We start from the raw sequence: 6,204 nt of genomic DNA, 5'->3' as shown, positions 1-6,204 counted from the left end.
GAACGTCACGCTGATGAAAAAGTGGTTCGTCCAGAAATACCGCGAAACGCCGGACGAAACCCGCCGCCATGCCTTTGCGGGGCATGCGGCCTGACTTGAAACGGGTCCATTGCATTAACATCAGGGGACTGTGCTTATCGTCGGCATTGCTCGCCTATTACGCAGCCACCGGGAACAGTTTGGCGATGAAGGCGATCTCGTTACTCACCCCGGTCTCGCAATTCTCGAATTGGCCTTTTCCAATGCTGCGGAAGGTTTCGATACCGGCGAGCGCAGCCTTGGCTCCGGCCTGGGTCTGGAACCCGCGCATGGGACGCAATCGTTGCCTCAGCGCGGCATGATCACTCTTGATCCGATTGTTCAAATACTTGCGGTCAATGTGGCGGATAGCGTTTTCAGGCCCGAGGCGGCCGTTGATCTCGCCGATCACCTTTACATAGCTGTGCGCCTTATCGGTGATGATCGCGAGCGGCTGATAACACCGGGCGGTATCTCGCGCTTGGCGCAGAAATGCCATTGCTGCCCTCACCAGAAGTAATGCCGGGTTTGGGCACGTTTCCGGATTTGGGGACCAAACTTTCGCACCCAGCGGTGAACCGTCGAGGCATCAACAGTGATGCCCCGCTCAGCAAGCATATCCCGTACATCCCGGCAGGAAAGCCGGTAGCGGCAGAAGGTTCACCTTGCGCGGAAACCGATGCCGCTTGAACGGATTGCGCCGGGACATCGCTCACACCTCAGCTTGGGACAACGATGTCTTTGACATCTCAATGGCTAACGCAACGAACCCCTCGAAACCGATAATCCGGACTACTCTTCGCGCCCGAGACGGGGCCTTTCACCCACCCTCGTCAAGCCTTGGCAGGAACCACGCAAGCAGCCCGGCCAACGGCAGGAAGGCGCAGAGCCGGTAGACCGTTTCCACACCGTGGCTGTCGGCAAGACCGCCGAGGATCGCCGCCGCGATCCCGCCCAGGCCGAAGTTCAAGCCGTAGAACAACCCACCGATCAGGCCGATGCGATCAGGCAAAAGTTCCATCGCATAGATCAGGATGGAGGCGAAGGCGCTGGCCATGATCAGGTTGATCGCGACCGTCAGGACGCCCGTCCAGAAAAGGTCGGCATAGGGCAGAACCAGGGTTAAGGGCAGCGGCCCCAGAACCGATATCCAGATCACGCGATACCGCCCGATACGGTCGCCGACGATCCCACCGATCAGCGCCCCCGCCGCCGAGGCGAGCAGGAAGACGAACAGCATCATCTGCGCCGAAGGGATCGATAACCCGAAGCGATCCATCAGGTAGAAGATGTAAAACGAGCGGAAGCTCTCGCTGTAGGCATTCTTGGAAAACATCAACAAGGTCAGGACGACAAGGCCAATGCCAATGGTGAGTGGGGCATGCTGGACATGACCGCCTCCGTCTTTCCGAGCACCCGTCCTGGCCGCCACGAACTCGACGCTGATCTGACGCTGGCGGCTGCCGATCCAGCTGAGCAGCATCATGGCACAAAGGGCGGCCACCGCGAACCAGGCAAGGCTCGGCTGGCCCCAAGGAACGATTATAAGCGCGGCAAAGACCGGGCCGAGCGCACCCCCCGCCTGCCCGCCGACCTGAAAGATTCCCTGCGCCAGCCCCTGCCGGCCCCCGGCCGCATAGCGCGCCATTCGCGTGGCCTCAGGGTGGAAGATCGACGATCCGATACCGATCAACGCCACCGAAACCAGGATAATTGCGTAGCTATGCGCAAAGGCCAGGCTGACCAGGCCCGACAACGTGAACATCATCCCGACGACCGGCGAGTACGGGGCCGGATAGCGGTCCGTTACCATGCCGATCACCGGCTGCAACAGCGATCCGGCGATCTGGAAGGTCATGGTGATCATACCCACCTGCACGAAGTCCAGCGCATAGGCATCCTTCAGAATCGGATAGGCCGCCGGGATAAGTGACTGCATGAGATCGTTCAGGAAATGCGACAGACCCAGCAAGAGCAGCACGGCCATATGGGTTCTCGGACGGGTCGAGGAAAGGGGAACGGTCGTCATATCGGTCTCGGGAAGTGAACAACACGTTTGATGTGTCAGATTATGTCAGTGACAGCAAGGTGTGCCGGTCATCTGCTGTGGCCGGACCGTCTATGCCGTTGCCGGCTTTCATCCGCGTTCAGCACGATTCGGGACTTGTCCAACAACGACTGCGCCGCCTTGTGCCCGCACAACTGCGCTTCCAGCAGACCGCGTTTCCCATAGCTGAGTTCAATCACAACCGATACCCGACCTCGCATCCCGCCCGAATTTGCCTCAGCTCAATGATGGAGCTGTGGAAGAAGAAGATGCGCACATCCGATATGGAGGCGATCACATACATAGAGAACCAATCGGAAAGCTACCAAGGCATCGGAGTTGCGTTTCGTGACACCAGCCCAGGCCGACGGCGGACCAGCGCATCCACGGTTTCAACCACTTTTCTCGAGATCAGCGCGTCCAATGCCGTCTGCCGCTTTCTTATGGGGTGTACCAATTGAGAGTGGCGCGCGCCAATACTCGTCGCGATTGGGCGAAATGCCAGCCCCGCACCAGCGATCACCTCGGCTGACAGGGCGGGCAGGATCAGCAATCCCAGCCGGGCTCGCACAAGAACCTCCATGGTCATGATTCTGGACGCTTCTGCCGCGAACGTGAAGTCTACGGAATACGCTTTCTCGATGAGTTCGATCATATGGTTTGCCGCTGTTCCCCTCGGGGGACGAATAAGAGGATACGGCACGATATCCTCCACCGGCACGGCACCTTCGCCGCTCAGCGCATGGCCCTCCGGAAAGACAAGACATGACCGATCCTGGAAAAGGAAGATGCACGCCAGTTCGGCGTCGCTTCCCGTCATGGAAGTGAGGGCGAAATCCACCTCACCGGCGCGCACCATGTCGTAGACACGGTAATCGTCGACCTCCTTGAAGATCGGAAAGACATCCGTACCGGTTTCTTTCAGGGAATTGATAGCTGGTGCGAGGATTGTGGCGACCATGGATGTTGTCGTCGCAATCTGGATGGTGTGCTGCCCACTCTGCGCCACCGCGCGCGCCTTTTCAAAGATCAGCCCGACCGAACGCTCGAAACGCTCGAGGTCGGGAAGCAACACCTGTGCATGTTCTGTAGGGAGAACAACGCCGCGCCTGCGTTCAATCAGGGAAACGCCGAGTATGTCCTCAAGGCGAGCAACATGCTGCGTCACTGCCGGCTGGGTGAGGTTCAGGGCCTGGGCGGCCTTTGTATAGCTCTGCATGCGCAATACTGCGAGGAAGCTTTGGACCAATTTAGGAGGCAGATCGAGACGGCGCATCACAAAGCCTTCTTTCTCATAATGAATCTTTATTTGATTAAGCTTAAATAAGATAAAAAGGTAGTGGGAGCAAATCTAACGAGATAGTAGAGGGGCTCCGGCCTGTGTCTTTCACGACCCCAATTACCGACATTACCGTTACGCCGATCATTCTGCCGCTGAAACAGCCATACCACTGGTCTCAGGGTGTCCGCGAAACCTTTGCCGTAAACCTGATCGAGGTGACAACGATCGATGGTCTCAAGGGCTATGGCGAATGCACCGTTGCACCGGATCAGCAAGCGACCGCACGAATCCTCGATGTGCTGAAGCGTCATTTCATCGGAGCTGACCCGTTCGAGATGGTGCCAATCAAGGCGCGCGTACTGCGGGACGACTACCTCGCTCTTGGTGCGAACTACATGCGCAATGCAAACCAGATGATGGCCGGCTTCGATTTTGCGATGTTCGACCTGCAGGGCAAGATCACCAATCGCCCGGTACATCACCTTCTCGGGGGCGCGCAACGTGAAACCGTCGGGTATTTCTACTTTCTCCAGGGCGATACACCGAATGAACTCGCTCGCGACGCGGCGCGCGGCGTCGCCGCCGGTGAGCGGGTCTTCTACCTCAAGGTCGGCCGTACCGAGGAACAAGACCTGGAAATCGTGCGCGCCGTGCGGGCAGAGATCGGCTCGGCACGCCTCCGTCTCGACGCGAACGAAGCCTGGGATCCCTACACAGCAATTCGGATGTGCCGAAAGCTGGAACCCTTCGATATCGACCTGATCGAACAGCCAACGCCGTCTTGGTCCATCGAGGCGATGTCGCATGTCAGGCATTCCGTCGGCATTCCCATCCTTGCCGACCAGGCGGCTTTCACCCTTTATGATGTCTACGAAATCTGCCGACAGCGGGCAGCCGACATGATTTGCATCGGGCCCCGCGAGATCGGGGGTATCCAGCCGATGCTCAAGGCCGCCGCAGTGGCCGAGGCGGCAGGCCTCAAGATATGCATCCACAGCTCCTTCACCACCGGGATCACGACCTGCGCGGAACATCACATCGCGCGCTGTATCCCTAATCTCGACGACGGGAACCAGATCATGCTGCAACTCGCAAAAGAAAACATCGTGCGCGACCCCGAACTGAAACCCGTTAATGGCTGGATGAGCCTGTCCGACGCGCCCGGCTTGGGGTTCACCCTCGACGAATCCGTCATCCGGAAGGCCAGTGCCCGAGTGACATGAAAACCAGGCACGAACGTTCGGACACAAACCGAATGAACTCAAACCAACCTCGATCAACAGGGAGAACATAATGAAACGCACCATCCTGACATCCATCGCCGCGCTCGCAGTTTCCTCAGCGACGGCCTTCGCGGCCGATATTGAACTGAAAGTGACCACCGACTCGGGCTTTTCCGACTCTCCGTCAGGCATTGCCATCGCCAACTGGGCCAAGGCCATCGAAGAAGGTTCGGACGGCGAGATCGAAGTACAGGTCTTTTATCAGGACGAACTGGGCACGCAGCTCGAAGTGTTCGATCTGTTCGTCGCCGGTGAGGTCGACCTTATGCTGGCCTGGCCCTCCACCACATATGACAAGCGTATCGGCGTAGTCACGACCCCGTTCATGGTCTCGAGCTGGGAAGAAGCCACCGAGGCTCTGCGCCCCGACGGCTGGGCCAACTCCATCATCAACGATGTGTTTGCAGGGATTGGCCTGAAATATCTCGGTGCCTGGCCTGAGGGGTTTGCCGGTGTCGCCACGCGCGGTAAATACGCAACCACAATCGACGGCGCGAGCGACATCAAGGTGCGCACCGCACCGTATTTCCCCAACCCGGAATCTCTTCAGGCCATGGGTTATCAAACAGAGGTCATCGAATGGGGTGAAACCTACACCTCGATCCAGACCGGCCTCGTGGACGGCGACTCCGGCAACGTCATCTACTGGGACTATGAGTACTTCGGCGACCTGCTCGATTATTTCGTTCACACCAAGCACAAGTTTGGCACCGGCAGTATCTTGGCGAACCTCAACAATTTCGAGGAACTTTCCGAGGAGCACCAGGCCCTGATCGTGGAAACGGCAGAGACGATGATGGAAGAGCAGTTCGCATCGGCCAGGGCTGAAGACCAGCGCAACATCGAACGCGCGGTCGCTGACGGAATGGAATATATCGAGCTCACCGAAGAGGAATCGGCGGCGTTGAAAGAAGCCGTCCGTACCCAGGTTTGGCCGCTTATCGAAGAAAGCGTGGGTTCGGAGATCATGGAGCAGATTCGCGCCCACGCAAAGTAAGCCAGCTTGTTGCCTCGGCGGTCCGCCATCAGCGCGGGCCGCCGTGCCCCATGTCACTACGGAGCCGAAATGAAAACCCTCAAACGGATAGACGATGCGTTCATCGCGTTCGTCAATGTGATGATCTTTCTCTCAAGCGTGGCAATGTCACTGCTTGTCTTCTTCCTCATCATGTCTCGATATTTCTTCGGCTCATCCATGATCGGAGTTCTTGAACTTGCGACGATAGCAGCGCTCTGGCTCTATATGTTTGGTGCAATCTTGTCGTCGCGCAACAACGATCACCTCACCGTTGATTTCGTGGAAAAATCGATCATCTCGAAGTCCATGCGAGCAAAATACGATCTTGCCCGATCGGTGCTCGTGCTTCTGCCCGCGATTTTCCTGCTGTTTCTGGCCAAGGACATGCTCCAATGGGGGTTGATGAGGCCGCAGACCACCCCTGCCCTCAGTATTCCCTTACTCGTCCAGCAGGGACCGATGATCGCCGCGACCGTATTCTTCGTGGCCTACGCACTGCGCGACATCGTCCGCGCAGCATCTCAGGTCATCGCACTTCGTGACAGTGAGGGCTGAA

Annotated in this window: 6 protein-coding genes; 3 read left to right on the top strand and 3 right to left on the bottom strand. The window is 58.0% G+C overall.

The annotated features are described in order from the left end of the window. Positions 1–157: 157 nt before the first annotated feature. From BUB53_RS23200 to BUB53_RS13510, 3 genes are all read right to left on the bottom strand, one after another. Positions 158–517 (bottom strand): transposase, encoded by a 360-nt coding sequence (locus tag BUB53_RS23200; protein WP_229709544.1) that lies wholly within the window; start codon positions 515–517, stop codon positions 158–160. Between the two features lie 321 nt (positions 518–838). Further along, on the bottom strand, positions 839–2,047 hold the full coding sequence (locus tag BUB53_RS13515) for an MFS transporter (RefSeq protein ID WP_073035291.1): 1,209 nt from the start codon (positions 2,045–2,047) through the stop codon (positions 839–841). Positions 2,048–2,387: 340 nt separating this feature from the next. Then, the gene (locus BUB53_RS13510) at positions 2,388–3,341 is read right to left on the bottom strand and encodes a LysR family transcriptional regulator (protein ID WP_073035290.1); all 954 of its coding nucleotides are present in this window, start codon (positions 3,339–3,341) and stop codon (positions 2,388–2,390) included. 104 nt (positions 3,342–3,445) lie between these two features. Between BUB53_RS13510 and BUB53_RS13505 the strand changes: the two genes are divergently transcribed. The 3 genes from BUB53_RS13505 to BUB53_RS13495 all read left to right on the top strand — a co-directional run bounded on the left by BUB53_RS13505 (position 3,446) and on the right by BUB53_RS13495 (position 6,203). Next, a complete protein-coding gene (locus tag BUB53_RS13505) occupies positions 3,446–4,570 on the top strand; it encodes a mandelate racemase/muconate lactonizing enzyme family protein (RefSeq protein WP_200797803.1) in 1,125 nt (374 codons plus the stop codon). 70 nt (positions 4,571–4,640) lie between these two features. Continuing rightward, positions 4,641–5,627 (top strand): TRAP transporter substrate-binding protein DctP, encoded by a 987-nt coding sequence (gene dctP, locus BUB53_RS13500; protein WP_073035289.1) that lies wholly within the window; start codon positions 4,641–4,643, stop codon positions 5,625–5,627. Positions 5,628–5,696: 69 nt separating this feature from the next. Next, positions 5,697–6,203: a TRAP transporter small permease gene (locus BUB53_RS13495; RefSeq protein WP_073035288.1), complete on the top strand. Its 507-nt coding sequence runs from the start codon at positions 5,697–5,699 to the stop codon at positions 6,201–6,203. The last annotated feature ends 1 nt before the right edge of the window (position 6,204 follow it).

The organism is Roseovarius pacificus, assembly GCF_900142665.1.
GTDB lineage: Bacteria > Pseudomonadota > Alphaproteobacteria > Rhodobacterales > Rhodobacteraceae > Roseovarius > Roseovarius pacificus.
Note: the sequence above shows the minus strand (reverse complement) of the source record. Positions and strands in the feature narration are given on the sequence as shown.

Excerpts from the sequence above, each read along its gene's own strand:
- BUB53_RS23200 (WP_229709544.1), bottom strand. The coding sequence starts at position 517 with ATGGCATTTCTGCGCCAAGCGCGAGATACCGCCCGGTGTTATCAGCCG.
- BUB53_RS13515 (WP_073035291.1), bottom strand. The coding sequence starts at position 2,047 with ATGACGACCGTTCCCCTTTCCTCGACCCGTCCGAGAACCCATATGGCC.
- BUB53_RS13510 (WP_073035290.1), bottom strand. The coding sequence starts at position 3,341 with ATGCGCCGTCTCGATCTGCCTCCTAAATTGGTCCAAAGCTTCCTCGCA.
- dctP (WP_073035289.1), top strand. The coding sequence starts at position 4,641 with ATGAAACGCACCATCCTGACATCCATCGCCGCGCTCGCAGTTTCCTCA.
- BUB53_RS13495 (WP_073035288.1), top strand. The coding sequence starts at position 5,697 with ATGAAAACCCTCAAACGGATAGACGATGCGTTCATCGCGTTCGTCAAT.